At 47.5% G+C, this 26,614-nt stretch carries 15 protein-coding genes; 9 read left to right on the top strand and 6 right to left on the bottom strand.

Features of this window, described 5'->3' with window-relative positions; translation table 11 throughout:
• Nucleotides 1–249 precede the first annotated feature (249 nt).
• From DXD65_RS00325 to DXD65_RS00300, 6 genes are read left to right on the top strand one after another with little or no spacing between them, the layout of a single operon-like run.
• Nucleotides 250–3,252: a SusC/RagA family TonB-linked outer membrane protein gene (locus tag DXD65_RS00325; protein WP_005827660.1), complete on the top strand. Its 3,003-nt coding sequence runs from the start codon at nucleotides 250–252 to the stop codon at nucleotides 3,250–3,252.
• A gap of 14 nt (nucleotides 3,253–3,266) precedes the next feature.
• Nucleotides 3,267–4,757 (top strand): RagB/SusD family nutrient uptake outer membrane protein, encoded by a 1,491-nt coding sequence (locus DXD65_RS00320; RefSeq protein ID WP_009038353.1) that lies wholly within the window; start codon nucleotides 3,267–3,269, stop codon nucleotides 4,755–4,757.
• Between the two features lie 19 nt (nucleotides 4,758–4,776).
• A complete protein-coding gene (locus tag DXD65_RS00315) occupies nucleotides 4,777–6,273 on the top strand; it encodes a SusF/SusE family outer membrane protein (protein WP_016273861.1) in 1,497 nt (498 codons plus the stop codon).
• Between the two features lie 13 nt (nucleotides 6,274–6,286).
• Nucleotides 6,287–8,092 carry a glycoside hydrolase family 66 protein gene (locus DXD65_RS00310; protein ID WP_057256485.1) on the top strand — a complete coding sequence of 602 codons (1,806 nt, stop codon included), beginning with the start codon at nucleotides 6,287–6,289 and terminating at the stop codon, nucleotides 8,090–8,092.
• Nucleotides 8,093–8,126: 34 nt separating this feature from the next.
• The gene (locus DXD65_RS00305; RefSeq protein ID WP_117887243.1) at nucleotides 8,127–10,625 is read left to right on the top strand and encodes a glycoside hydrolase family 31 protein; all 2,499 of its coding nucleotides are present in this window, start codon (nucleotides 8,127–8,129) and stop codon (nucleotides 10,623–10,625) included.
• A 21-nt stretch (nucleotides 10,626–10,646) separates the two neighbouring features.
• The gene (locus tag DXD65_RS00300; RefSeq protein WP_117887242.1) at nucleotides 10,647–12,800 is read left to right on the top strand and encodes a glycoside hydrolase family 97 protein; all 2,154 of its coding nucleotides are present in this window, start codon (nucleotides 10,647–10,649) and stop codon (nucleotides 12,798–12,800) included.
• A 343-nt stretch (nucleotides 12,801–13,143) separates the two neighbouring features.
• Here the strand turns inward: DXD65_RS00300 and DXD65_RS00295 are convergent, their stop codons facing one another.
• The 6 genes from DXD65_RS00295 to DXD65_RS00270 all read right to left on the bottom strand — a co-directional run bounded on the left by DXD65_RS00295 (nucleotide 13,144) and on the right by DXD65_RS00270 (nucleotide 20,969).
• Nucleotides 13,144–14,811 carry a long-chain fatty acid--CoA ligase gene (locus DXD65_RS00295; RefSeq protein WP_035448595.1) on the bottom strand — a complete coding sequence of 556 codons (1,668 nt, stop codon included), beginning with the start codon at nucleotides 14,809–14,811 and terminating at the stop codon, nucleotides 13,144–13,146.
• Between the two features lie 115 nt (nucleotides 14,812–14,926).
• On the bottom strand, nucleotides 14,927–16,378 hold the full coding sequence (locus DXD65_RS00290) for a potassium/proton antiporter (RefSeq protein WP_005827676.1): 1,452 nt from the start codon (nucleotides 16,376–16,378) through the stop codon (nucleotides 14,927–14,929).
• 94 nt (nucleotides 16,379–16,472) lie between these two features.
• On the bottom strand, nucleotides 16,473–17,780 hold the full coding sequence (locus DXD65_RS00285; protein WP_035448591.1) for a sensor histidine kinase: 1,308 nt from the start codon (nucleotides 17,778–17,780) through the stop codon (nucleotides 16,473–16,475).
• Nucleotides 17,770–19,140 carry a sigma-54-dependent transcriptional regulator gene (locus DXD65_RS00280; protein WP_117887241.1) on the bottom strand — a complete coding sequence of 457 codons (1,371 nt, stop codon included), beginning with the start codon at nucleotides 19,138–19,140 and terminating at the stop codon, nucleotides 17,770–17,772. The genes DXD65_RS00285 and DXD65_RS00280 overlap by 11 nt, the downstream gene beginning before the upstream one ends.
• A 310-nt stretch (nucleotides 19,141–19,450) precedes the next feature.
• The gene (locus DXD65_RS00275) at nucleotides 19,451–20,188 is read right to left on the bottom strand and encodes a hypothetical protein (RefSeq protein ID WP_005827685.1); all 738 of its coding nucleotides are present in this window, start codon (nucleotides 20,186–20,188) and stop codon (nucleotides 19,451–19,453) included.
• Nucleotides 20,163–20,969: a metallophosphoesterase family protein gene (locus DXD65_RS00270; RefSeq protein ID WP_034529839.1), complete on the bottom strand. Its 807-nt coding sequence runs from the start codon at nucleotides 20,967–20,969 to the stop codon at nucleotides 20,163–20,165. The genes DXD65_RS00275 and DXD65_RS00270 overlap by 26 nt, the downstream gene beginning before the upstream one ends.
• Nucleotides 20,970–21,253: 284 nt before the next feature.
• On the opposite strand from DXD65_RS00270, the gene DXD65_RS00265 reads away from it, so the two are divergent.
• From DXD65_RS00265 to DXD65_RS00255, 3 genes are read left to right on the top strand one after another with little or no spacing between them, the layout of a single operon-like run.
• Complete coding sequence (locus DXD65_RS00265) at nucleotides 21,254–23,569, top strand: ABC transporter permease (protein WP_009038362.1); 2,316 nt, start codon at nucleotides 21,254–21,256, stop codon at nucleotides 23,567–23,569.
• Nucleotides 23,570–23,594: 25 nt separating this feature from the next.
• Nucleotides 23,595–24,278, top strand: a complete 684-nt coding sequence (locus DXD65_RS00260) for an ABC transporter ATP-binding protein (RefSeq protein ID WP_117887240.1) — start codon at nucleotides 23,595–23,597, stop codon at nucleotides 24,276–24,278.
• Nucleotides 24,279–24,299: 21 nt separating this feature from the next.
• The gene (locus DXD65_RS00255) at nucleotides 24,300–26,603 is read left to right on the top strand and encodes an ABC transporter permease (RefSeq protein WP_057281040.1); all 2,304 of its coding nucleotides are present in this window, start codon (nucleotides 24,300–24,302) and stop codon (nucleotides 26,601–26,603) included.
• Nucleotides 26,604–26,614: the final 11 nt, after the last annotated feature.

Genomic DNA, 26,614 nt, shown 5'->3' with positions numbered 1-26,614 from the left:
GAATAGGGGTTTTGAAGCTTGGAAGTGTCTCTTTTACGCTTATATTTTCACTACTTTTTTAGTTGGGTAATAATTTTATATATTATTGGTATATAGTGGTTTAAGCCTTTTTGAATGATGTAAACCACTACTTTTTTACTCTTTCCTCCACTATTGGCTTCTCTTATCTGATACATTTGCATTGTTCCTCTTCGGAAAGAGTGACACATGTGATTTATGTTTTTATTATTAACTTTAAATTCTTATATTATGCAAAAGTACAAAATGCCAATCAGCAGGCTACGGATGATGGTTTGTCTGATAGGAATGTTACTTCCGATGTGCATGTTCGCACAGCAAATTACAGTACAAGGTGTAGTGAAAGACCAGACCGGTGAAACGGTTATTGGCGCCAGTGTAATGGAAAAAGGAACCACAAATGGGACAATAACCGGTATTGACGGTGATTTCTCTTTGAACATGTCTCCGAACGGTACTCTTGTCGTTTCATTTGTAGGCTATAAGACTCAAGAGGTGCAGGTGAAGGGACAGAAACAGCTTCAGGTAGTTTTGTCTGAAGATGCCGAAATGCTGGATGAAGTGGTGGTGATAGGGTATGGCACCATGAAGAAAAGCGACCTTACAGGAGCAGTGTCCTCCATCGGTAACAAGGATATCAAGGATTCCCCCGTATCCAATTTGGGACAAGCCATCCAGGGAAAAATCTCAGGTGTGCAGATTGTAGATGCCGGTAAACCGGGAGACAATGTATCCATCAAGATTCGTGGTTTGGGTTCTATCAACAACTGCGACCCGCTGGTCGTGATTGACGGAGTGCCTACCGACTTGGGCTTGTCTTCCTTAAATATGGCCGATGTGGAACGTTTGGATGTATTGAAGGATGCTTCGGCCACAGCCATCTACGGTTCCCGGGGAGCTAATGGAGTTGTGATGATTACCACCAAACGCGGTACGGAAGGAAAAGGAAAACTTGCTGTATCTGCCAATTACTCTTTCCAGAATGCTACGAACGTACCTTCTTTATTGAACGCGGCGCAGTATGCCGAGTTGAGTAATGACATGATGGTGAACAGTGGACGCAATCCTAATCCGGAATGGGCCAATCCTTCTGAATTGGGTGCAGGTACCGACTGGATGGATGAATTGCTCCGTACGGGTGTGATGCAGAACTATACGGTAAGTTATTCCGGCGGTAACGAGAAATCCCATTATTATGTGTCCGGTGGTTTTCTGGATCAGTCCGGTATCGTGAAGAGTGTGAATTACCGTCGCTTCACATTCCAGTCCAACAGTGATGCGCAAGTCTTGAAATGGTTGAAGTTCTCCAATAACATTACGTTCAGTGCCGATACGAAGAAGTCGGGCAGCTATAATATAGGTGATGCGCTGAAAGCGCTCCCCATTTATCCGGTGAAGAATGAAGATGGCAGTTGGAGTGGCCCTGATGGTAACTCGGAATGGTATGGCAGCACGCGCAACCCCATTGGACCGACGGAACTGAACAAGAGTCAGACTGATGGATATAACTTCCTGGCCAACTTGACGGCAGAACTTACTTTTACCAAATGGCTTAAGTTTAAAAGTACTTTCGGCTACGATGCCAAATTCTGGTTCATAGACAACTTTACCCCCAAGTATAACTGGAAACCCACTCCCACAGAGGAGACTTCACGTTATAAGAGCGATAACAAGTCGTTCACTTATTTGTGGGACAACTATTTCCTATTCGACCATACTTTTGCAGAAAAACATCGTGTGGGATTGATGGCCGGTATGTCTGCCCAATGGAACACCAACGACTACCTGAATGCGCAGAAGAATGTGTTTATGTTCGACAATGTGCACGAAATGGATAATGGCGAGGAAATGTATGCCATCGGTGGAAACGAGACAGAGTGGGCATTGCTCTCTTACATGGCACGCGTCAACTACTCTTACGAAGACCGCTATTTGCTGACTGCAACCATTCGTCGTGACGGTTCCAGCCGTTTCGGTAAGAAACATCGCTGGGGTACTTTCCCTTCCGTATCTGTGGCATGGCGTGCCTCTCAGGAAAAGTGGTTTCCAAAAAACGACTATATCAATGACTTGAAAGTGCGTGCGGGATACGGTGTGACCGGTAGCCAGGCAAGTGTTGGAAACTACAGCTATCTGGCATCCTACAATACCAGTGTATATCCTTTCGGCATTTCGAGCGGCAATCAGACAGCGCTGGTTTCTTCTACTCTCGCCAACCCGTATATCCATTGGGAAGAGGTGGCACAAACCAACATCGGTTTTGATGCCTCACTGTTCAATTCACGCGTTATGTTCTCGTTCGATGCTTATCTGAAGGAGACGAGAGACATGCTGGTAAAGGCGTCTATCCCCATCACATCGGGATTTGAAGATACTACAACCACGTATACCAATGCCGGAAAAGTACGTAATCAAGGTATTGAAATGAGTCTGCATACCATCAATCTTACCGGTGAACTGGGATGGGAAACGAACCTGACCGCCACTTACAACAAGAATAAAATTAAGGATTTGAACAGCGACGTTCCTTATTACATTAACCAAATCAATAACTCCTATGTAACGATGCTGGCAAAGGACTATCCCATTAATGTCTTCTACGGCTATGTTACGGACGGAATCTTCCAGAACCAGTCTGAAGTGAATACACATGCCGTGCAGCCGGGAGCTGAGCCGGGTGATATCCGTTTCAGGGATTTGAACAACGATGGTGTCATCAATGATAGTGACCGTACCGTCATCGGTAACCCGAACCCAAGTTGGCTGTTCTCTATGAACAATAGCCTTTCCTATAAGGGTTTCGAACTTTCTGTTTTCTTACAAGGTATAGCCGGAAATAAGATATACAATGCCAACAATATCGACAATACCGGTATGGCAGCTGCCTATAACCAGACTACCGACGTACTGAAGCGTTGGCAAGGAGAGGGGACCAGCAATTCGATGCCGCGTGCCGTGTTCGGCGACCCCAATCAGAATACACGCGTGTCAGACCGCTTTGTGGAGAATGGTTCTTATCTGCGTTTGAAGAATATCACACTCTCATACACTTTCCCGAAGCAGTGGTTACAGAAAGCCCAGATTGAGAATGCACGCCTTTCCCTATCTTGTGAGAATGTGGCTACCATCACCGGATATTCCGGTTTCGACCCCGAAGTGGGTATTAACGGAATAGACCAGAACCGTTACCCCATTTCCCGTACGTTCAGCTTAGGATTAAACTTTAACTTTTAATGATTGACTCGGATATGAAAAAGATAACAAATTTACTATATATGCTGGCAGTATTGCTGCTGGCTTCCTGCAGCGACTTTCTGGACAAGTCTCCTAAAAATACGGTTGACCCGGAAACGACGGTGACCGATGATGTGGCCATTGCTCTGACCAATGCCTGCTATCGCACCCTTCAGTCTTCCAATATGTACAACCAGCGTATCTGGACACTGGATATTGTGGCGGGTAACAGTCTGGTGGGTGCCGGTGGCGGTACCGACGGCCTTGAAACGATACAAGCTTCTAACTTCATAACGCAGAGCGACAATGGCATGGCATTGTACATGTGGCGTTCTCCCTGGGTGGGGATAGGACAATGCAACATTGTGTTGAATAGTCTTCTGGAGGCTGAAGCCGTGTCAGAGAAAATCAAGAACCGCTGTCTGGGAGAGGCTTATTTTCTCCGTGCACATTATTACTATGTATTGGTACGTCTGTACGGTGGTGTTCCACTGCGTTTGGCTCCTTATAATCCGGGAGAACCGACAGACATTGCACGCGCTACAGTCGAAGAGACTTATGCCCAGATAATTTCCGATTGTAAGAATGCGGTTGACCTGCTTCCTGCCAAGTCTTCTTACGACGACGAGAACGTGGGACGTGCCTGCAAAGATGCAGCTTTGGCCATGTTGGCAGATATTTATCTGACGCTGGCTCCTAATCATACGGAATATTATCAGGAGGTGTCTGATTTGTGTGATGAGATAACAAATTTGGGGTATGACCTTTCTTCCTGCAAGTATGAGGACAATTTCGATGCATTGGTCAATAACGGGCCGGAATCTTTGTTCGAGGTCCAGTATTCGGGCAATACGGAATATGATTTTTGGGGAAACAATCCGCAGTCTTCCTGGCTTTCTACTTTCATGGGTCCCCGTAATTCGGACTTTGTTGCCGGCAGTTATGGCTGGAACCAGCCTACAGAAGAATTTGTGGGTCAATATGAGAGCGGTGACAAACGTAAGGATTTGACCGTGCTTTATGCCGGATGTCCGGATTTTGACGGTAAGGCTTACAAAAGCTCTTATTCCAATACGGGATACAATGTACGCAAGTTTCTGGTGTCGAAAACGGTTTCTCCGGAATACAATACCAATCCTGCCAACTTCGTGATTTATCGTTATGCGGACGTCCTGCTGAAGAAGGCCGAAGCTTTGAATGAAATGGGACGCCCTGACCAGGCTGCCGTGCCTTTGAATATTGTACGTAAGCGTGCCGGACTGCCGGAGGTTTCGGGCTTGTCACAGGAAACCATGCGTGAAAAGATTATCCATGAGCGCCGCATGGAACTAGCTTTCGAAGGGCATCGCTGGTTCGACATGATTCGTGTCAACAATGGAGAGTATGCCATTAAATTCCTGCATTCCATTGGAAAGAGCAACGTGAACAAGAACCGCTTGCTGTTCCCTATTCCGCAGACGGAGATGGATGCTAATACCTTAATGGTGCAGAACCCGGGTTATTAATTAATTTAATCAGAAGAATATGAAGAAATATATTTCACACCTTGTATTTGCCTTACTGGGCTGTGCAGCCTTATCTGCTTGTGTAGATGATGATTACATGGAATTGGATAAAGGACAGAATGAACTTGTACTGACGGCCAGCAAGACGGAAGTTGTTTTGAATGAGCAGGCACATGCCGATGATGCCCTGGAGCTTTCCTGGACTACGGGAACCAATTATGGGACGGGTAATAAAATTTCTTATACGCTGGAATTGGCCAAGACCGGCAGTGATTTTGCAGATTCTTATGTAGCTGTGGAGAATGCCGTACAAGAATACTCATGGAAAAAGAGCGTGGAGGAATTGAATGACATCCTGCGCAACCATTTTGGGGCAACTGCCGGGGAGAACATTTCGTTGGAAGCGCGCTTGACAGCTACTGTAACGGAACGGGACGAAAAACAGGTGTCTACCACTGCTTTCAGTGTTACAGCCTATAAACCGCTCACATCCACCCTTTATCTGATAGGTAGTGCCACTCCGGGCGGCTGGAGTGCCGATGATGCGACAGAGATGACCCGCAAGGACAATGGTATCTTTACATGGACGGGCCGGCTTGTGGCCGGTGAATTTAAGTTCATCACGACCTTAGGCTCATTCCTGCCCTCTTACAACAAAGGAACAGATGGATTGCTGGTTCTTCGTAGCAGTGATGACCAGCCGGATGAACCTTTTGTTGTCGAAGAAGACCATAATTACATCGTCGAGGCCAATCTGTTTACCGGTGTTCTTACATTGACCCAGACAGAGACGTTGGCACCTGCCTACGACCAGCTTTATTTTGTGGGTAACGCTACGGATTGGGGATTCGTGAAGATGAAACAAGATGTGCTCGATCCATACTTGTTCCGCTTCGGCAAGTTCTTTGAAGTGGGCAAAGGAGGGGAATTCAAGTTCGGAACCTCCGATGGAAGTTGGGAGAACATGTATAAGGCCAAGAATGCCGATGCTGCTTATACCGATACAGAAGTGGTGTTTGTGAAAGGGTTCGACCCGGACAATAAATGGGTGCTGAAAGATGGGGAATGCGGCAAGGCCTACAAGATTTGCATGGATATCCGTAGTGGTAAGGAACGCATGATGATGAGCGAATTTACTCCGTATGAGATGATTTATATGGTAGGTGATGCTACTCCGGCCGGTTGGACGATTGGTGATGCTACGCCGATGCAGACAACGGATAATCCGTATGTGTTTACTTGGAAAGGTACGCTGAATGCCGGTGAGTTGAAATTTACTTGTGATAAGCAGGAAGATTGGAATGGAGCTTGGTTCATGCCGGCTGTAGCAGACAAACAGCCTGCAGGAGAAACAGAACCGATGCTTTTCCTTGATAAATCAGACGAAGCGTTCAAAGCGCAATATCTGGACGTGATGGTAGGCGGCATCGACCAGAAGTGGAAGATTACGACAGCAGGTTCCTATCTGATTACTTTGAATCAGCTGGAAGAGACAATTTCAATCGTGAAACAATAGGTATCTACAATAGATGAAGAAGATAGTTTATACAACAATGGTAGCCTTGCTGCTGGTTGCATGCAGCAAGGAGAGTGATGATACCGGTAGCGGTACCGGTGGAGGCGGAGAGAGTGGAGGGGTTACGGAAGTAACCCCAGTCACCTCGGACTTGACGGTCAATCTCACTACCGACAAGGCATGTTACCGGCCGGGCGAGAGTGTTTCTTTTACAGCTGACGCCCTTCCTGCCGGAGCTAAAATCCGCTACCGGACAATGGACAAGGTTGTATCGGAGCAGGCTGCTGTCGGTACTACTTGGACTTGGACTGCTCCGGCAACCGATTATACCGGTTATCTGGTGGATGTATACCGTACAAAAGAGAATGGAACAGAGGTTATTCTTGGTACTATTGCCGTAGATGTATCCAGTGACTGGACACGTTTTCCACGTTATGGTTTCGTTGCCACTTTTGATGCTTCGAAAAAGGTGGATGGAGTGATAGAGAAGGAGATGGCTTTCCTGAACCGTTGCCACATTAACGGGGTACAGTTTCAGGATTGGCACAACAAGCATCATTGGCCGTTGGGCGGTACGCGTGAGCATCTGGACGAGGTCTATAAGGACATTGCCAACCGGGAGGTCTATACCGAGGTAGTGAAGAAGTATATCTCTACACAACACAGCCTGGGCATGAAGTCCATGTTTTACAATCTATGTTTCGGAGCTTTGGACGATGCCGTTTCCGACGGAGTAAAGGAAGAATGGTACATATTCAAGAACACGGGACGCATGGATAAGGATTCGCATGACTTGCCTTCCAGTTGGAAAAGTAATATCTTCCTGCTCAATCCCACCAATACGGAATGGCAGGCATATATTGCCCAGAAAAACGATGATGTTTATGCCAATCTGGACTTTGACGGTTATCAGATAGACCAACTGGGAAACCGGGGTGACCGCTATGACTATGATGGCAATAAGGTAAATCTGCCTAAGGGATATGCCTCGTTCATCGAAGCCATGAAACAGAAGCATCCGGACAAGCGTTTGGTGATGAATGCCGTCTCCAGCTATGGAGCTTCCCAGATAGCTGGTACGGGTAAAGTGGATTTCCTTTATAATGAAGTATGGGGCGATGAGGCAGGCTTCAAGGATCTGCACACCATTATCAAAGCGAACGACCAGTATGGCAACCATGCCTTGAAAACGGTGTTTGCCGCATATATGAACTATGACAAGGCAGGTAGCAGTACCGGTGAGTTCAATACACCGGGTGTGCTGCTGACGGATGCTGTGATATTTGCTTTGGGAGGCTCTCATTTGGAATTGGGTGACCACATGCTATGCCGCGAGTACTTTCCAAGCACGGCTTTGCAGATGAACGATGTACTGAAAACAGCCATGATTCGTTATTATGACTTTATGACGGCTTATCAGAACCTGCTTCGTGATAAAGATACGGAGGCGGAGATTTCCGTTTCTCTGAACTGTACGGATGCTGCGCGGAATCTTTCTCTGAATGCATGGCCGCCGCAGAAGTCTGCCATCACTGTATATGCCAAGAATGTAAATGGCAGGCAAGTCATTCATCTGCTCAACTTCCTCAATGCGGATAACTTAAGCTGGAGGGATTTGAACGGAACAATGCCCGAACCGCGTCTGGTGTCCGACGTGCCGTTGAAGATGAATGTTTCCGGTAAAGTGAACAAGATATGGGTTGCATCGCCCGATTTCCATGCCGGTGCTTCGCAGGAACTGTCATTCGAACAGAAGGACGGCACGGTTACCTTTACCTTGCCCTTGCTGAAGTACTGGAGCATGCTTGTGATGGAATAAGAGTATCCAATAAAGGAACAAACAGATTATAGTAATGAAGAAATATATATTTTTATTTTTTGCCGTCTGTGCATTTTCAGTATATGCGAATGCACAGAACCGCACCGGAGACTGCACTTCCTATACCAGTGACGACCGGAGTGTGACCTTCTATTTAAATGACAGTTCTGCCATACAATTACGTCTGTGTAGCCAGTCTACGGTACGTATATGGTTTTCTCCCGACGGTAGTTTCCAGCGGAATAATCCTTCCTTTGCCGTCGTCAATGAGGACCTGGAGGATGTCGGTACCGTCCATGTGGACGAACAGAATGCCTGCTACGAGATTTTTACCCCTAAACTCCGTATCCGGGTAAACAAGTCTCCGTTTAACTTACAGATATTCGACAAGTATCAGAAACTGCTGTTCAGTGATTATGCCGATAAGGGGCATATCAGTAACGGGCTGCGCAAATTGGAATACAAGACCCTCCGTCGTGACGAACACTTCTTCGGCTTGGGAGAAAAGACCGGCAAGCTGGACCGTCGCGGCGAAGCCTACAAGATGTGGAACAGTGACAAGCCTTGTTATAGTGCCGTTGAGGACCCGCTCTACAAGAGTATTCCGTTCTTTATGAGCAGTTATCGTTATGGTATTTTCCTGGACAATACGTATAAAACCGAATTTAAGTTTGGTACGGAAAGCCGCGATTACTACAGTTTCGAGGCTCCTGGGGGAGAGATGATTTATTATTTCATCTTCGGGAAGGATTATAAGGAAATCATGAAACAATATGTCGACCTGACGGGAAAACCCATAATGCCTCCTAAATGGGCATTGGGCTTTGCACAATGCCGGGGACTGCTGACGAGCGAGAAATTGTCTTATGAAATAGCTGAAGGCTATCGTAAGCGCGGAATTCCTTGTGATGTTATTTACCAGGACATAGGCTGGACACAGTATTTGCAGGATTTTGAGTGGCGGAAAGGGAACTACGAGAATCCGAAAAAGATGCTTGCAGACCTCAAGGATATGGGCTTCAAGGTGGTGGTTTCGCAAGATCCGGTCATTTCACAAGCCAATAAGCGGCAATGGGAGGAAGCTGATAGGTTAGGGTATCTGGTAAAGGACTCCACCAACGGCAGGAGTTATGACATGCCCTGGCCCTGGGGTGGTAATTGTGGCGTAGTGGACTTCACCCTTCCTGCTGTGGCAGACTGGTGGGGAGCTTATCAGCAGAAGCCCATTGATGATGGCATTGCCGGTTTCTGGACTGATATGGGTGAACCTGCCTGGAGCAATGAGGAGCAGACGGAACGCCTGGTGATGAAACACCATTTGGGCATGCATGATGAGATTCACAATGTTTATGGTCTTACGTGGGATAAGGTGGTGAAGGAGCAGTTTGAAAAACGGAATCCTAACCGTCGCGTATTTCAGATGACACGTGCCGCTTTTGCGGGCTTGCAACGCTATACCTTCGGCTGGACCGGTGACTGTGGAAACGGTGATGACGTGACGCAGGGTTGGGGACAGATGGCCAATCAGATTCCGGTACTGTTGTCTGCCGGTTTGGGAATTATTCCTTTTACTACTTGTGACATTACCGGTTATTGCGGAGATATAGAGGATTATCCTGCGATGGCTGAACTTTATACGCGGTGGATACAGATGGGCGCTTTCAATCCCCTGAGCCGCATTCATCATGAGGGCAACGTGGCTGTGGAGCCGTGGCTGTTCGGCGAAGAGGCCGAGAAGAATGCCAAGGCGGCCATCGAATTGAAGTATCGCCTTTTGCCTTATATCTATACGTATGCCCGCGAAGCACACGAAACGGGGTTGCCTCTCATGCGACCGATGTTTCTGGAATATCCGGCAGATATGGAAACGTTCTCTACGGATGCCCAGTTCATGTTTGGCAGCGAACTGCTGGTTGCTCCGGTGGTAAAGAAAGGAGCGCGAAACAAGAATGTGTATCTTCCTGAAGGAACTTGGATTGACTACAACAACAAACACACAGCATATAGCGGTGAGCAATGGATGACGGTGGATGCTCCCCTCAATACTATTCCTATGTTTGTAAAGCAGGGAAGTATCATACCTCAAATGCCGGTCATGAACTATACGGATGAGAAACCGGTCTATCCGGTTACGTTTGAGATATTTCCTGCTGCAGCGGGCAGTGAAACTACCTTCTCGCTTTATGAAGATGCAGGAACTGATTTAGGATATTTGCGTGGAGAGTTCATGCGCACTCCTATTACTTGCCAGACTACCGACAAAGGCTATACGCTGAAAGTAGGTACACGGACTGGTGAGAAATATAGCTTACCCGGCCAACGAAACCTGATGTTCTGCATCTATACGGAACAGATGCCGAGAACAGCTTTGCTGGACGGTCAGAAAATCAAGAAAACGAATGTCGGAAAGCTGGAAGAAAATCGGGAGACAGAGTTTACGATAACTACCTGGTGTCCTGACAAGAAGCTGGGGACTTGCCTGCTGAGGTTGCCGGATGATGGAAAGGAACATATCATTGAGTTTATCTATTAACACAAAAAACATATCATTATTATGAAGAAATTTGTACTTAGCGCGGCTTTGCTTTTTTCTGCCCTGGCGGGGAATGCTGAAGGCATTTCATCCCCTTCGGGCATGGTGAAGCTGGATTTTGAACTGACAAAAGACGGGAGACCAGCCTATCAGGTGGATTATAAAGGGGCTCCTGTCATCAATCCCAGTACGTTGGGATTGGAACTGAAAGGAGCTACCAGCCTGATGGATGGTTTCAAAGTAGTAAGGACTTCTACTTCCACTTTCGATGAAACCTGGCAACCGGTGTGGGGGGAGACAAAAGATATCCGCAACCACTACAACGAATTGCTGGTAGAACTTGAACAACCGTCTACCACTCGTTTTATGAATATCCGTTTTCGGGTATATGATGACGGCGTGGGATTCCGTTATGAGTTTCCGCAACAGAAGAATCTGGTTTATTTTGTGATAAAGGAAGAGCATTCCCGATTTGCCATGACCGGCGACCATACTGCCTGGTGGATTCCGGGAGATTATGATACCCAGGAATATGATTATACGGAGTCCAAACTCTCTGAAATCCGTGGACTGCTGCAGGGAGCTGTGAGTGACAATGCGTCACAAACTGTCTTTTCGCCGACAGGTGTCCAGACTTCCATACAGCTTAAAACAGCTGATGGAGTGTACCTTAACCTGCACGAGGCAGCCTTGGTGGACTACTCTTGCATGCATCTCAACCTGGATGACAAGAACCTCGTTTTTGAATCCTGGCTGACTCCGGATGCTCAAGGAAATAAAGGGTATATGCAGTCTCCCTGCCATACTCCCTGGCGTACGGTCATAGTCAGTGATGATGCCCGCGAGATACTGGCCTCCAATTTGATTCTCAATCTGAATGAGCCTTGTAAGTATGATGATACCTCCTGGATTAAGCCGGTGAAATATGTCGGCGTATGGTGGGAAATGATTGCAGGGGGAAAGCCCTGGGCATATACTTTTGACCTCCCTTCTGTGAAACTGGATGATACGGACTATTCCAAGGTGAAACCGAACGGCATTCATCCGGCCAACACGGCTAATGTGAAGAAGTACATAGACTTTGCTGCCGAACACGGTTTTGACCAGGTATTGGTGGAGGGTTGGAATACGGGTTGGGAAGACTGGTTCGGTAATTCCAAGGATTATGTTTTCGATTTCGTGACTCCTTATCCCGATTTTGACATCAAGTATCTGAATGAATATGCTCATTCCAAGGGTGTCCGTCTGATGATGCACCATGAAACATCGGCTTCCGTCCGTAACTATGAGCGGCACATGGAAGCTGCCTACCGTCTGATGAATAAATATGGATATAATTCGGTAAAGAGTGGCTACGTAGGCAATATGATTCCCCGTGGCGAGCATCACTATGGACAATGGATGAACAACCATTACCTATACGCCGTGACCGAAGCTGCCAAACACAAGATAATGGTCAATGCCCATGAAGCGGTACGTCCGACCGGTTTATGCCGTACCTATCCCAATCTGATAGGCAATGAATCTGCCCGAGGCACGGAGTACGAGGCTTTTGCCGGTAACAAGCCCTTCCACACAACGGTACTTCCGTTTACCCGTTTGCAGGGTGGTCCGATGGACTATACGCCCGGTATCTTTGAAATGGACATCAATAAGTTGAATCCGAACAGCCATACGCATGCCAATACTACCTTGACGCGTCAGCTGGCACTTTATGTCACTATGTACAGCCCTCTACAAATGGCTGCCGACCTTCCTGAGAATTATGAGCGTTTCATGGATGCTTTCCAGTTCATCAAAGATGTGGCTGTGGATTGGGACGACAGCCGCTATCTGGAAGCTGAGCCGGGACGTTACATCACTGTTGCCCGTAAGGCAAAAGGTACGAATGACTGGTTTATCGGTTGCACCAGCAGTGAGCACGGACATGCTTCAACTCTGAAACTGGACTTCCTGGATGCAGACAAGCAGTATATTGCAACCGTCTATGCCGATGCAAAAGATGCCGATTATAAGACAAATCCGCAAGCTTATGTTATCCGTGAAGGTATCGTTTCTCCCAAAACGGTCTTGAAACTGAAAGCTGCTTCCGGTGGTGGCTATGCCATCAGCATCATGGAGGTGAAAGATAAATCTGTATTGAAGGGACTGAAGAGGCTTTCCGGGAATATCTGATTTACGGGCATAAAAAAAGGAGTACCGCTGTACTCCAACCTTTGTTAACCTTAAATCTAATACTATGAAAAACACATTGCAAAGATACGGACTTTTGATAAATCTGCAAATTATCCAACTAAAAAAGTATGTTTTATAACACTTATTAGCCGTTTATTCCTTTGCTTCTATTTTTGTTAACAAAAAGGATGCGAATGTGTCAAAAGCACATGAAGACTTTTATAATGTTATAATATTAGGCGCGGATTACGCGGAATAATGCGGATTCAATAAACTAAATCCGTGAAATCTGCGTCATCCGCGCCTAAAATAAAGCGTTAAAGAAGGTTTTGACACATTCCCCTTACCCTTTTACTTCCTGATACATAAATCTTTTAATGCTCTTCTTTGCCGTTTTCTCGAACTCCTCGAAGTGTATCTTGACTTTTGTTATCTGGCAGTAGGCCGGTAATTGCAGATTCAATTCATTCCGATTGTCCTCCATAACCTTTTCGATGTCCGATTGTTCCATACCATGGGCGAATGCATCGTCAAAATCCGGATAGATAAGAGCCACGAGCTTGTCGTTCTGCAATACGATCAGTGATTCGGACACATAGGGCATGTTGTTCAGTTTGCTTTCAATCTCTTCGGGATAGATGTTCTGGCCACTGGCTGTGAGCAACATGTTCTTGCTGCGTCCACGGACAGTGACATATCCTTCGGTATCCATCGTTGCAAGGTCTCCGGTGTGCAGCCAACCGTTTACATCGATGATTTGGGAAGTCGCTTCGGCATTTTTGTAATAGCCCAGCATCAGATTGGCACCTTTACAGATTATTTCTCCTGCCACGTTCTGAGGGTCGGGAGAGTCTATCTTTACTTCCATGCGGGTGGTTGCCTTGCCACAAGAGGCCAGTTTCAATGTTTCCCAGCGGCTGGAACAAATGATGGGGCCGCATTCCGTCATTCCGTATGCAATGGTATAGGGGAAACCTATCTGCTTCAGGAAGCGTTCCACTTCGGCATTGAACGGTGCTCCTCCGATGATTATTTCATCGAAATTACTGCCGAATACTTCCATTGCCTTTTTGCGCATGTCAGCCTTGATTTTATCGTTGACAATGGGCATCCGCAATAGCAGCTTGCCTATTTTATTGTCTATCCGGGGCAGGATATCCTTCTTGATAATCTTTTCTACGATAAGCGGTACACACGAAATGACCCGTGGCCTGATTTCGGAGAATGACTGTGCAATAATCTTGGGAGACGGCATACGGGTAAGGAAATACAGATGGGCGCCTGCGGAAAAACCGTATAGAAAATCGTACACCATACCAAATACATGTCCCAGAGGCAGCATGGATACAATATGGTCGCCCGGACGTACGGGGAGCATCTCATGGCAATATGCAACATTGGACCAAAGGCTGCGATAGGGGAGCATGACCCCTTTGGAATATCCCGTGGTGCCCGAAGTATAGTTGATGACAGCCAGTTCTTCGGGTGATTCCTCCTTGCGGTAGCTGATATGCTCGGGGCGGAAATTCTTGGGGAAACGTGTGCCATAGAGGACGTTGCGATGTTCGAAAGCCTCCATCAGCTGCTCGTTGCGGCAAACTACCGGAGTGAAGTCCGTCAGCAGTACGATACCCATCAGCAGGGGCATTGCCTCTTCATTGAGGTTTTCCCATGCCCGGTCGCCGACAAACAGCAGCTTGGCTTCGGAATGGTTGACGATGTTGTGGATATTGTCGGCCTTGAACTCATGCAGAATGGGAACAATGACAGCTCCATAGGTAACCGTCGCCAGAAAAGCGACTGCCCAATGTGCACTGTTACGTCCGCAAACGGCAATCTTGTCACCGGGCCTGATGCCGGCGCTTTCCAATACGATATGGAATTTGGCTATTTTCCGTGCTACATCTTTGTATTGCAGTGTAATTCCTTTGTAGTCTGTCAGGGCGTTGCGATCCCAGTTTTTAATAATGCTTTGTTCTATATAATCGATGAACCCTTGTTCTTGTTCCATTCAGCTGTTGCACACTTTAGTTAAAACTGCGCAAAGATAGGTCTTATAGTGATGCAAAGCAAATAGTTTCCACTTTTTTCTTACCCTGGAACGGATAGAAACTTATCTGTAATTCTTATTCCTTGCTATTTTCCGAAATAAGAAGCAGCTTGTCACCGGCATGAAGTTTTAATGTTCCGTTCGGAATGAGGTACTCATCGCCACGTTTTACAATCATCACCAGTGTGCCTTTGGGCAGGTTCATGTCTTTCAGGGTGTCTGCCTGCTCCAGCATTTCTTGTGTAATGGTCATGTCGTGCAAGTTGGAGTCAATCTCTTCGGGCAGTTCAACTCCGAAATCATTTCCGGTCTTTTCCAGCGGGGTGGAGAGGCCAAGCAGCCGGGCTACCCAGGAGACTGTGGTACCCTGGATGACCAGTGAGACGATGGTTATGAAAAATACGATGTTGAAGATGACATGGGCGCCGGGCACATTAGCCACCACGGGATAGGTGGCAAAGATAATGGGTACTGCGCCACGTAATCCTACCCACGATACGAATAGCCGTGACTTGAGGGTGATTCTCTTGCCAAAAGGCAGCAGGCAGAGAAAAACACTGAGAGGACGTCCCACGACAATCATGAAGACGCCGATGAGCAATGCCACGACTGCAACTTCCAGCATCTCATGGGGGTTGACAAGCAGACCGAGGCAGAGGAACATGATGATTTGGAAAAGCCAGGTCAGTCCGTCCATAAAAGTATAAATCTCTTTCCGGTGCATGATTTTGTTATTGCCTACCATCATTCCGGCGATATACACGGCCAGGTAACCGTTGCCTTTCAGCAGGTCGGTGATGGAGAAGGTGAAGAATACAAAGGACAGCAACAGGATAGGATAGAGTGCCTGGTTGTCTATATTCAGCCGGTTCAGCATAAGGATGGCCAGCTTTCCGAGGAAATAACCGGTTGCGGCACCGACAATGAACTGTATGGCAAAAGAGCCCAATATCTGGGGAACTCCCATTCCGGAGGACTGGATGAATTGAATCAGCACGATTGTCAGCATATATGCCATCGGGTCGTTACTACCGCTTTCCAGTTCCAGCATGGGGCGCAGATTATGCTTCAGGTTCATTTTTTGTGAACGCAGAATGGCGAATACAGAGGCTGAGTCGGTAGATGACATGGTGGATGCAAGCAAAAGGGAGGTTATCAACGGCAGGTGGATGTTGGTCCAGCTCATGCCGGACAGCCACCAGATAAATAATCCGGTAAAGAGGGCCGTGAGCAGCACTCCTGCAGTTGACAAAACAATGCCGGGAGTCAATATGGGCTTTATCTCCGTAAACTTGGTGTCCATGCCACCGGAGAACAGAATGATGCTGAGTGCAACCATGCCGATGAACTGTGCTTCCTTGGCGTTGTGGAACTGCAATCCCAATCCGTCACTGCCGAACAGCATACCGACGACAAGGAAAAGCAATAACGCAGGCACTCCGAAACGGTAGCCGGTCTTGCCGACAATGATGCTGACGAAAAGTAATATGGAACCTATAAGTAGTATGTTTCCTGCTGTAAATATCATAAATTCTATGCTATATAGTTTGAAATGTGATGTTTCTTATGTCTAATAGTACAAAGATATGCAATGTGTTTAACAAATACAAATCTAAAATAGTTCAATTGAATTTTAAAATAAAGGTGGTTTCTTTACCAGGCAATAAGGATAAATTTCCGCCGGAAAGCCTCATTATTTGCCGGGAAATACTCAATCCAATACCGCTTCCACCCTCTTTGGTCGTAAAGAAGGGGATAAATATGTGTTCGGCAATGTCATTGGGAATGGCAGGTCCGTTGTTGGAAATTTCTATCAGTATGGCTTCCGCTTCGTTGCAGTAGGCACGTATGTTGATATGTCCTTCTTTATCTGTATTTTTATCCGATTCGATGGCTTGTATGGCATTTTTCAGTAGGTTGATGACCACTTGTGATACCAGGTTCTCATCGGCATATAGAATAAGGTCGCTTGGCGCGATGTCCGTATGAAAGGTGACCCGGACATCGGGGTGCTGGTGACGGGCGAGTTCGACCATCCGCTCGATAAAGCTTTTTACGTAGAACAAGGATGGTTCGGGGGTGGGAATACGGGTGAATTTCCGGTATGATTCCACAAAAGAGAGCAGGCCCTTGCCTGTACTGCTGATAGTCTGCAGGCCGTTTCTGATTTCTTCTTTGGAGGCTTGTGCCTCGGTCAGTCCCAGCAGTGTATCGCTCAGGGAGGTTATGGGAGTGACGGCGTTCATTATTTCGTGCGTCAGTACGCGGGTAAGCCTGATCCAGGAATCTATTTCCTTTTCATCCAGCTCGTTGTTGATGTCGTTCAAGGCGAGGATGCGCAGATGTTCTTTACGGACTGTGATGTCGCTGACGCGGACAGACATGTTGACAGTGCCTCGCTCGTTGTTGAAAGGCATTTGCAATTTGTCTCCCGGGCGGCAATTGGCAAGAAGGGACGAAAGACGCGGATCCACGCGGTTCAGCTGGCTGACGTGGGTAAAGACATTGAGGCCCAGCAAACGGAGGGCTTCGCTGTTTTTCTGATATACGGCACCATTGTCGTTCAGGACAAGGATACCGGTATTCACGCAGTCCAGGATGAGTTCGTAGTATTTTTCTTGCTGGGCTGTTTCACTTTTCACATTATAAAGTATATGGGCAACCCGGTTCAATGCACGGTTCACGAGTCGTGCGTCGGCAGTGTTTTCCGTTTCGGAGAAGTGGATGGCATTGTCGTTGTTTTCGATGGCGTCGAGCATGAAAAGCACTTTCCGCACATGATGGCGGTATAGCTTCTGCTGCCAGTACAAGGCTATGGGAAGCAGCGCGGTACAGAGCGCGCCCCAAAATACGTCCACAGTCCACATCACCCCTGCAAGGAGCGCTACTGCCAGACTGACGGCAACACGGAATGAATAATTAAAGGCCATACTTCTTCATTTTGTTGTACAACGTCTGGCGGGTGATACCCAGCTGTGCGGCGACGGCAGAGAGATTTCCGCTACATTTGTCGAGCGTCTTCCGTATCATCTGCATTTCCATTTCTTCGAGCGTGGATGCGGCTGCTTCGGGAGTGCCGGTTCGCCGTGCCAGCTGGAACAGTTCTGCGGGAAGGGTTTCGTTGTCACAGATGATAATGGCTTTTTCGATGGCATGTTCCAGTTCGCGGATATTGCCGTACCAGGGGTGGAGCGCAAGTTTCTCGCAGGCGCCGTCCGTCAGCTTGACAGGGGGCTTGTCATATTGCTTGCAGAAGCGGGCGATGAAAAGCTCTGCAAGGGGGATGATGTCTTCGGGCCGCTCGCGCAACGAAGGTATCTCGAGATGTATCGTGTTGATGCGGTACAGCAAGTCCTCGCGGAATTCGCCTTTTGCCACCATCTCGGGCAGATTGCGGTTTGTAGCGCAAATCAGCCGTATGTCTACGGGAATGGGAGTGTTGCTGCCTACACGGACAATGCTGCGTCGTTGGATGGCGGTCAGCAGTTTGGCTTGCAGATGGTAGGGGAGATTGCCTATTTCATCGAGAAAGAGGGTGCTGCGGCTGGCTGCTTCGAACTTGCCGGCACGGTCGGCATGGGCATCGGTGAAAGAGCCTTTCATGTGGCCGAACAGTTCGCTCTCGAAAAGGCTTTCGGTGACTGCACCCATATCCACACTTACCATCTCCTGCCGGTTGCGCGGTGAAAGGGAGTGAATTTCGCGTGCCAGCATCTCTTTACCGGTACCGTTCTCGCCCGTAATAAGGATATTGGCATCGGTAGAGGCCACTTTTTCCACCAAAAGGCGGAGCTGCTGCATGGCGGGGCTGTTTCCCCAATACATGTTGCGGGTATCTGCAAACAGGTGGCTGCTTTCTGCCGTACGTCCGGCATTTGGGCCGTTGGCCGGAGATTTTGTTTCAGAAGCTGATACGGCATTCAGTAAGGTTTCCACCAGTTTCTGGTTGTTCCAGGGTTTTACGACGAAGTCTGTGGCTCCTTCCTTGATTCCCCGTACGGCAAGGTCAATGTCGGCATAGGCGGTAAACAGCACTACGGGCAGGGTGGGACATTGCTTCTTTATTTCATGGAGCCAGTATAGTCCCTCGTTGCCGGTATTGATGCCCGAGGTGAAGTTCATGTCAAGAAGAACCACTTGCCATGACCTTTCTCGCAATACGCTGGGCAGGGTTACGGGAGAGGGAAGTGTGATTATCCCTTCAAAATATGGCTTTAACAAAAGCTGCAAGGCGGTAAGTACGCCTCGGTTATCATCGACAATCAGGATGTTTCCGTTTTTTTTTGCCATAAACTATTTCTGTTTTCTGCAGGCAAAGTTAATGATTTATCTGCATTATATTCGGTAAATCTCTCAGTTTTCAAAGTATTAAGATTCTCCTTCTCATTTAGCAAATCCTTATGCCGCTTTATTTTATATTTTTGCTTACTAAGAATTAATCGTCCGACAGTTGTTGAATTATCGTCCGACAGCTGTCGGACGATAATTCAACAACTGTCGGACGATAATATAACGATTGTGGGACGAATAGATTTAAGTAAAACAGAAATTAGTTGGCAGCAACTTCAGTAAGAGTTCATGGCGGTACTGAAAAAAGAACTTATAGCAGTTGCAGTTTGATACCAAACGACAAGCTCAGATAATCCTTGGGTTTCAGATACTTGTTGGTGAAGGCGCTGACTACATATAGGTCACATGTACTTATTTCATAGAAGAAAGTGATTTCTTTGGCCGTGAACCGTCGTTGCGGGTCGATGTCGTAAGTGATGCGCTGTCCTAAGAATGCATGGATGCGTACCTTAGAGGAGAAACCATAATATCCTTTAGGGTAGCGTTCCGGTTCATTGACCCAGAATTCATCGCCGAATACCGTGTTCAGATACATACCGCAAGCCAGCGGTTCTACAGAAAAACGGCTCTGTTTTATTTGCAGGCTCCAGGGAAGGTAGTTCTGCTTGACGGTGAATGTCAGCTTGGTACGTTTGGAGTCATATTTGGGCAATACTCCGAAGAATACGTCTGTTTCCCATTGGTTTCTTCTGCCGTAATCCCATCCGGTACCGAATGACAGCAACCCCATATTGCCGGCAAACTGAATTTTGGTGTGCGTCGGAATCAAGGCCTCCCAATGCCTGCGGTAGCGGTGTACGCGGCGGTCATAACGGTTCTCTCTGGTCTGGCTTTCAATGACGGCATCCGGTTGCAGGTCCATCCATACGGTATCGTGTTCTATGATGAAGATGGTATCTCTCTCTTGTGAAAAAGCAGAAAAAGAGCATACCGACAAGAAGACGACGGCGCATGCCAGGTGATTAATAATATGCCACTTCGCGTTCATATCCGTCGGGGGTTATGGTGAATATATAGTAATTGCGGTTCTTCATGCAGTCGCTCATGTAATACATTATCCCATCTTCAAAGAGGTCTTTCTCGAAGCGATGGTGTTCGTGTGCGGATGTACAGAACTGCAGTCCGGGAAATTCCTTGATGTAACGCTGGAATACGTGTGCCACATTATTGTTGAACTCGTTGCAGAACGGGCGTATATGCATGGACACAACGGTTTTATCGAATTCCTCTTCATGGTCGCGTATCTGTGCGGCAAGAAACTCGAAGTCGGGAATGGGGCGGGAGTAGTCAAATTCGATGGCGTTGGTATTCAGGCAGACAAACTTTACCCGTCCTGCAATGAAGGAGAAATTGGGGTCTCCGAATATTACGCGATAAGTCTCTTCGCCCGTGCCCAGACAGTCGTGGTTGCCGAGAAGTACCACATAGGGTATCTTGAGTTTGTTCATAATGTCCCGTTGCCAAAGGAACTCGTCTGTTACACCGAAGTCACTGACGTCTCCGCCATGAATGACGAAATCTATGTCGTCCCGCTTGTTGAGGTGGCTTACAAAGTCGTCGGTCTCGTCATACCAGCGCTGGGAATCACCCATTGTTACGAACCGGATTGTTGTCTTGTTCTGGCAGTTCTGCTCTATTTGGGCAATGTTGTGGGCATTGACATCGGTTTCACCGCTGATGTGTACATCGTAAGGGTGATAATCTATCATGTCGCAGCCGGCTATAAGCAGGCATAGGAATGAAGGATATAAGAGTTTGGGGAATTTCATGTGCAGGTGCTTCATTTTACGTTTATACTCTATCTTTAGAAAACTGTGGGCAAAGGTAAAGTTTTCATTCTTATGGATTCTTTTCTAATTTCCCTTTTTTTTGTTCTATGAGGCTGAACAGAGATTCGGCCTCTGTCTAATTTTTAGACGGGAGTGTCTAAAAATTAGACACCTTTGTCTTCTTCTGAAATACGATATGCGCTGATAATCAGGTTTGTGTATTCTTTGGCACGCTTTCTGCAATATGAAAAGCAAGAAAATAAATCTAATAAACGATAAACGGAATGAAACAAATCTATTATGTAATTCAGACTTTACTGCGGGGACGCGGTTCGAATATCATCAAGGTCATTTCTTTGGGATTGGGATTGACGATGAGTATTCTGCTTTTCTCCCGCGTGGCATATGAACAGAGTTTTGACACTTGCTTTAAGGATTATGATAACTTGTATCAGGTATGGTCGATATTCTCGGTGAAAGGAGAGAAGTTTGAGCCTCAAGAGTGGAATTGCGGTCCCGTGGCAGGGGCCATTTTGGAGAACTTCCCCAAAGAGGTGGAGTCGGCAGTAAGTTTGAGCACGTCTATGGTATCTGCTCCTCTTTACAATGGAAGCGTGCGTCTTGATGACAGGAAGATTGCAGCCGATTCGCTGTTCTTTCGTACTATGGGCATCGACGTCCTGAACGGCAATCCCGAAAAGGACTTGGTGCAGAAGGATATTATTTTCTTGAGTGAACGCTTTGCAAGGAAAGTGTTCGGTGAGGAGAATCCTATAGGGAAAACGCTTAATTATGACCATCAGTTTGACCTGACGGTGAAGGGAATCTATGCCAATTTGCCTGAGAACGCCACAATCAATCCGGAAGCGGTTATCTCGATGCCTACCTTGTGGAGCCGCAACTGGAATAACTACTCGTGGAGCGGGGGAGACAGTTGGGTAGAGTTTATCCGTTTCCGTCCCGGTGCCGACAAATCTGTTGTCAATGCGCGTATTGATGCCATGATAGACAAATATCGCCCGGCAGAAGATAAGAAAGAGTACGGTTACACGGCTTTTGTGCAGCCCATCCGTGATACATACCGCAATTATGATGATGTGCAGCGGATGCGTGTCATTATGAGCATTCTTGGTTTTGCCATTCTTTTCATTGCGGCGTTGAACTATGTGCTGATTTCCATTTCCTCTTTGAGCTACCGCGCCAAGTCGGTAGGCGTACATAAATGCAGCGGTGCGAGCGGTGGCACGGTTTTCAGCATGTTTTTGCTGGAAACGGGTATCATCATTGTGGCGGCATTGCTGCTGATGGCGTTGATAATGCTCAACTTCCGCGATTTTGTGGAAGACACGGTCGTTGTAAAGCTCTCCACCTTGTTGGCTCCGGAGCGTATCTGGGTACCGTTGTCGGTAGTGCTTCTGCTGTTTATAGTGGGAGGCGTATTGCCGGGCCGGCTCTTTGCGCGTATTCCCGTATCGCAGGTGTTCCGCCGCTATACCGAGGGGAAGAAGGGCTGGAAGCGTCCGTTGCTGTTTGTCCAGTTTGCAGGCGTGGCATTCATTAGTGGATTGATGTGTGTGGTGATGTCGCAATACCAGTATGTACTGAAAAAGGATATGGGGTATAATCCCAAGCAGATAGCCATAGGCAATGCCTACTGGGATAATGAAGCGACGCGTGATGCGGCTTATCAGTTCTTCAAGGGATTGCCCTACGTGGAAGCGGTGTCCAGCGCCAACAGCACGCCCATTAGCGGATATAGCGGTTCGATGATTCATAGTGAGAGCGGGCAGGCACTGTTCTCTTGTCGTTCTTCTTATTTCATGCGCGAGGACTTTCCTGCTTTGATGGGCATGACTATGAAGACGGGACGTATGGCGCGCGATAAAGAGGAAGTCGTGGTGAACGAGACCTTTGCCGAGATGATGCGTTGGGGAGACGACGTCGTGGGCCGTACGGTATATACCGAAGGGAATACATTCAAGGTCGTAGGGCAGTTGAAGGATTTCCAGATAGAGAGTTTCAGAACCGAGAAGATGCCTTTCATAGCCCGGGGAAACAAGAATTTTTATGGAACGGTACATGTCCGTTTGAAAGAACCCTTTACCGAAAATCTGCAGAAGTTGAACCACGATGTAGCCGAGGCTTTCCATGACCAGACTATTGACTTTACCGGTTATGAGAAAAGGATAGAGAACAGCTATAATTCTGTCCGTGTATTCCGCAATGCCACTTTGATGGCGGCAGTGACCATGTTCTTCATCATGCTGATGGGGCTGATTGGGTATACCACCGATGAGGTGCGCCGCCGCAGCAAGGAGATTGCCATCCGCAAAGTGAACGGCGCAGAGGCTTCTGGCATCTTGGAAATGTTGTCAAGGGATATACTCGTTGTGGCAGCTCCGGCAGTTGTCATCGGTACGGTATTGGCATGGTATGTCAACGGAATGTGGATGGAACAGTTCGCGGAGCGTATTCCCGTCAGTTGGGCAGTATACGTACTGGTAGTGATGGCCAATTTGGTGATTATCGTAGCCTGCGTACTTTGGAAGTCCTGGCGGATAGCGAACGAGAACCCGGTAAACAGCATTAAGAGCGAATGATAATAATATTAATACATAGAATATCATGATTGAGATTAACAACATCAGCAAAGTATTCCGTACTTCGGAAGTAGAGACGGTAGCATTGAATCACGTAAACCTCGATGTAAAGGAGGGAGAGTTTGTAGCCATTATGGGGCCGTCCGGTTGCGGCAAGTCCACCTTGCTGAACATCCTCGGGCTGCTGGACAATCCTACGGAGGGCAGTTACAAGCTGCTCGGTCAGGAAGTAGCGGACTTGAAGGAAAAGGAACGTACCCGTGTGCGCAAGGGCAAGCTGGGATTCGTGTTCCAGAGCTTCAACCTGATAGACGAACTGAACGTCTACGAGAATGTGGAACTTCCCCTTACGTACCTCGGCGTGAAGGCAAGTGAGCGCAAACGCATGGTAGAGGATATTCTGAAGCGGATGAACATCAGCCACCGTGCCAAACACTTCCCGCAACAGCTTTCCGGCGGTCAGCAGCAGCGTGTGGCGATAGCCCGTGCGGTCGTAACCAATCCCAAGCTGATACTCGCCGATGAGCCTACCGGTAACTTGGACTCCAAGAACGGAGCTGAGGTGATGAATCTGTTGACAGAACTGAATAAAGAGGGTACTACGATTATTATGGTGACCCACAGCCAGCACGACGCCTCGTTTGCACACCGCACGATACATCTTTTCGACGGTAGTGTGGTGGCAAGTGTGGCAGCGCAGAATTTGTAACAGACTTTTAAAACAACTTCCATGAGACAACTATATTACACTCTTCAGACACTGATACGAGGAAAAGGCTCCAACCTCATCAAGATTATTTCCTTGGGACTGGGGTTGGCAGTCAGTATCCTCATTTTTTCCCGTCAGGCATTCGAGCTCAATTATGATACCTGCTACAAGGACTATGAGCGTTTGTGTCTTGTCAAAACAGTATGGCATTACAACAACGAGTATCATCCTTCGCATATAACTCTTGGACCGGTGGCTGGTACCATTGCCGAAAACCTGCCTGACGAGGTGGAGAGTGTTACCGTCACCCAGCAATGGTGGAGCAATTCGGCTTGGTTTGCCAATGAACGCCGTTTCCAGACCAATGCCATGACGGCCGATTCTTGTTTCTTTGCCACTATGGGCATTGATGTTGTCAGTGGAGACCCTCGCGAGCTGAATAATCCGGAGGTGGTCTTCATCAGCAGGGAGCTGGCCGGCAGCATGTTTGCCGATAAGAATCCCATCGGGCAGACGGTGGTCTATAACAAACAGATGTCAATGACCGTGAAGGGCATTTTTGAAGATTTCCCCGAAAACTCCAGTTTCTATGGAAGTGGTGTCGTGATGTCTCTGGCTACCTCCTTCAAGCATCATTGGGGATACTGGGGATGGGGAGGTGGAGACAGCTATATGTCCTTTGTCCGTCTGCGCCCGGGGGTGCAACTGGACGATGTGAACACCCGAATAGAGAAACTTGCCGAGCAGGTGCGCAAGAGCGATGATGTGTTTATCAGTCTGGTTCCGATAAAGGACTACCGTATGGAATTTGGTATCAGTACCATGCGTATGGTATGGATTCTGTTGACGCTGGGAACCGCCATACTTTTTATTGTGGCGATGAATTATGTGCTTATTTCCATCTCAGCCATGAACCGTCGTGCCAAAGCTATAGGCGTACATAAATGTAGTGGGGCAAATACGGGAACTATTTTCGGTATGTTCTTATGGGAGACCGGAGTCATCATGCTTTCTTCCTTGCTGCTTGTAGCGCTGCTTCTATTTAATTTCCGTGAGCCGTTGGAGGACATGCTCGACGTTAGTCTTGCCGGTCTTTTCTCTTGGGAAAACATTTGGGCACCGCTTTCAGTGATAGTCATTTTGTTTATGATAGGCGGCATGTTGCCCGGGCAGCTTTTTGCCCGCATTCCGGTGACGCAGGTTTTCCGCCGGTACACCGAAGGCAAGAAAGGCTGGAAACGTCCGCTCTTGTTTGTGCAGTTTGCCGGTACCTCTTTTATTTTCGGCTTGTTGGGGCTGGTGCTTATGCAGAGCCATTACATCACCAATAAAGAACGTGGATTCGATTACCACCGGGTGGCTTATGCTTCGGGCGTATCCTTTGACTCGGATGCGGAAAGCGATGCAAATCGTAGTGTGATGCTTTCTTTGCCTTATGTGGAAGATGGAGCTTGTAGCGGTAATCTTCTTACAGACGGATTGAGCGGAGAAGGGGTTACGACTGATAACGGGCAGTGGATGAGCATGCGTTGGGTGGAATTTGGCAAGGACTATGCCCCGTTTATGAAGTTGGAATTTGCGGAAGGCAAGAATATGGATGCCCCTGGGCAGATATTGGTCAATGAAACATTTTTGAAAATGATGCATTGGGAAGATAAACCGATAGGCAGGCAAGTGCGCAACGGCGATCGCATAGCGGGCAATATTGTAGGTGTACTGAAAGACTTTGCTACATCCAATGCCGCTTATGTGGCGGTGCAACCTATGTATGCAACTTATCTTGACCGATTTTCCGGAAACATCCAATTACGTCTGAAAGAGCCTTTTGACGATAACCTCAAGCGTTTGAACGAAGACATGGAAAAGCTGTTTCCCACCCGTGACATTGTATTTTCCTCGTTCCAAAAGGTCATTGACGACCAGAACAGTACCGTCACGGATTTCCGTAATGCAGCTTTACTGGCTGCCATAACCATCCTTTTTGTTACGTTAATGGGGTTGATTGGCTACATCAATGACGAGATACAACGCCGCAGCAAGGAAATTGCCATCCGTAAAGTGAATGGTGCGGAAGCGTCATCCATTCTCCGGCTTTTCTCGAAGGATATATTCTGGATATCCTTGCCGGCCGTTTTTCTTGGAGGGCTGGGAGCCTGGTATATAGGCGGTGTCTGGATAGAGCAGTTTGTGGAGGGAGTGGATTTTGGTATCTGCGGATTCTTGCTTATTGCATGCATTGTACTATTGCTCATCATCGGTTGTGTAGTATTCAAGGCATGGCGGATTGCCAATGAGAATCCGGTAGACAGTATCAAGAGTGAATAAAGAATAACTTC

Source organism: Bacteroides sp. 4_1_36 (assembly GCF_003466325.1).
GTDB classification, from domain to species: Bacteria; Bacteroidota; Bacteroidia; order Bacteroidales; family Bacteroidaceae; genus Bacteroides; species Bacteroides uniformis.
This window is presented reverse-complemented; position numbering and strand designations above follow the sequence as displayed.

Coding starts and splice junctions, on each gene's coding strand:
- DXD65_RS00325 (WP_005827660.1), top strand. CDS start 250: ATGCAAAAGTACAAAATGCCAATCAGCAGGCTACGGATGATGGTTTGT.
- DXD65_RS00320 (WP_009038353.1), top strand. CDS start 3,267: ATGAAAAAGATAACAAATTTACTATATATGCTGGCAGTATTGCTGCTG.
- DXD65_RS00315 (WP_016273861.1), top strand. CDS start 4,777: ATGAAGAAATATATTTCACACCTTGTATTTGCCTTACTGGGCTGTGCA.
- DXD65_RS00310 (WP_057256485.1), top strand. CDS start 6,287: ATGAAGAAGATAGTTTATACAACAATGGTAGCCTTGCTGCTGGTTGCA.
- DXD65_RS00305 (WP_117887243.1), top strand. CDS start 8,127: ATGAAGAAATATATATTTTTATTTTTTGCCGTCTGTGCATTTTCAGTA.
- DXD65_RS00300 (WP_117887242.1), top strand. CDS start 10,647: ATGAAGAAATTTGTACTTAGCGCGGCTTTGCTTTTTTCTGCCCTGGCG.
- DXD65_RS00295 (WP_035448595.1), bottom strand. CDS start 14,811: ATGGAACAAGAACAAGGGTTCATCGATTATATAGAACAAAGCATTATT.
- DXD65_RS00290 (WP_005827676.1), bottom strand. CDS start 16,378: ATGATATTTACAGCAGGAAACATACTACTTATAGGTTCCATATTACTT.
- DXD65_RS00285 (WP_035448591.1), bottom strand. CDS start 17,780: ATGGCCTTTAATTATTCATTCCGTGTTGCCGTCAGTCTGGCAGTAGCG.
- DXD65_RS00280 (WP_117887241.1), bottom strand. CDS start 19,140: ATGGCAAAAAAAAACGGAAACATCCTGATTGTCGATGATAACCGAGGC.
- DXD65_RS00275 (WP_005827685.1), bottom strand. CDS start 20,188: ATGAACGCGAAGTGGCATATTATTAATCACCTGGCATGCGCCGTCGTC.
- DXD65_RS00270 (WP_034529839.1), bottom strand. CDS start 20,969: ATGAAATTCCCCAAACTCTTATATCCTTCATTCCTATGCCTGCTTATA.
- DXD65_RS00265 (WP_009038362.1), top strand. CDS start 21,254: ATGAAACAAATCTATTATGTAATTCAGACTTTACTGCGGGGACGCGGT.
- DXD65_RS00260 (WP_117887240.1), top strand. CDS start 23,595: ATGATTGAGATTAACAACATCAGCAAAGTATTCCGTACTTCGGAAGTA.
- DXD65_RS00255 (WP_057281040.1), top strand. CDS start 24,300: ATGAGACAACTATATTACACTCTTCAGACACTGATACGAGGAAAAGGC.